Source organism: Streptococcus parasanguinis (assembly GCF_001578955.1).
In the GTDB taxonomy this organism is placed as follows: domain Bacteria; phylum Bacillota; class Bacilli; order Lactobacillales; family Streptococcaceae; genus Streptococcus; species Streptococcus parasanguinis_U.
On the sequence record NZ_KQ969689.1, the window covers coordinates 226,129 to 227,603 of the forward strand.

A 1,475-nucleotide genomic window follows, 5' to 3' on the forward strand; every position below is an offset into this window, starting at 1 on the left:
GTCCTCACCTAAGGAAAGTTTTTAAGATAACTTTGTCTTTAAGCTCAATCCACCAAACGGTGGATTTTTTATTTGGTAGTTAAGAGGAGGGTAGTGAAACCGAGTATGGCAAAGATCCCCCAAGCTAAGGGAAGGCTCCAGATAGCTAGACTAGAAAAGAGAGCTGTTCCAAGTGGCATGGCAAAGCTAACCATCAGTCCCAAAAAGCTAGAGGTAGAAGCTAATTTTTCAGCGGGCAATTTACTCATTAAAAGACTGGAAACTTTTGGGTTGATTTTTGCTACAAGATAACCAAGGAAAGTGATGAGTAGAAGGGAAAGAATGTCCCAGTGTACCAGGATATTTGTGAGCCCAAGCATGGTCAGCCCACCTGCGATCCACAGGAGGATATGGTGGAGGCTTTGCTTGGAAAAATAATCGTGAGGTGTCAGGCTAGCCCAGACCATGCTTAAAATAGTCACTGCCTCTAAAATCAAGAGGGATTGGCTAAAGCTCAACTGAAAGAAGGGGGAGTGAAGCAGTTGCAAATTGTAGATACCAGAGATGGATCCCCCTAGGGCATTGATGAGAACCAATGAGAAGAGCAACTTGCCAAAGTGGTGTACCTCCTCATCTGCAAAAATACTTTTGGCGTTCTGGTACATCTCTTGGCATTCGTGTACCAAAGAATTCTTACTTTTGGGCTCAATGACGGGATCATGTGTCAGCTGCTTTTTTCTCATCAGGAGACAAGTGGAAGACAGGAGAAAAGCCAGCGCATTGATCGAAGCGACCAGAGCAAAATTTTGATGGCTGATGGCTAGTAGCCAAACCCCTAGGGCTTGTCCAGAAATCGAGCAGACCATACTAAGTAGTTGGTTGATGGAATAGGCCTCCATCAAATCCTCGTCGGGGATGTTCTTTTTCATGATGGGGAGTTGCAAGCCTCCGCGATAATCGCTCAAACAATCTGAAACAATGTTTAAGAAGCAAACAATCGAAAAGGCTAGGTAACCCGGAATCTTGGTCATGAGAGCAATAAGGATGAAGAGGATGGCTTGAAGATAGCCAATGCGGATCAACCAGTTAGCTTTTTTCTTCGTGCGGTCAGCCTTCATCCCGACAAAAATGGTAAAGAGGCTAGGAATAAATACAATGAGATTGGCAATGCCAACTGCTAGGCTCGGTTGTGGCATACTGGCAGCAAAGACCACAAAGACCAGATTGTAGATGGCAGCGCCAAGGGTATTCAAAAAGCGAGAAAGACTAAGTAAGGCAAAAATTTTATTACGAGCTAAGAGTTTCATGAGCCTTCCTCCTTCACGTGATTAGTTTGTAGGACTTGTTTGATGGATCGAAAGATCTGTTTGAAGAGGTCTAGTTTCTCATCATCAGAGAGAAGAAGTTCCTGATCCTTCAGATAAACGCTGGTATGTGAGAGAAGAAAGCGGAGGAAGTGGTTTTTTAGTTTGGTCATCATGGGAAGAACCTTCTTT

Annotated in this window: 2 protein-coding genes; both read right to left on the reverse strand. The window is 44.0% G+C overall.

Annotated features, from left to right (window positions below; translation table 11 throughout):
- Positions 1-68: 68 nt before the first annotated feature.
- On the reverse strand, positions 69-1,286 hold the full coding sequence (locus tag SPADD19_RS01050) for an MFS transporter (RefSeq protein WP_061454980.1): 1,218 nt from the start codon (positions 1,284-1,286) through the stop codon (positions 69-71).
- The coding region (locus tag SPADD19_RS12230; protein ID WP_241496379.1) for a hypothetical protein at positions 1,283-1,475 on the reverse strand (193 nt) is incomplete at its 5' end. The genes SPADD19_RS12230 and SPADD19_RS01050, both read right to left, overlap by 4 nt.

What these genes read in the sequence shown, in the direction of transcription:
- SPADD19_RS01050 (WP_061454980.1), bottom strand. Translation starts at nt 1,286, where the DNA reads ATGAAACTCTTAGCTCGTAATAAAATTTTTGCCTTACTTAGTCTTTCT.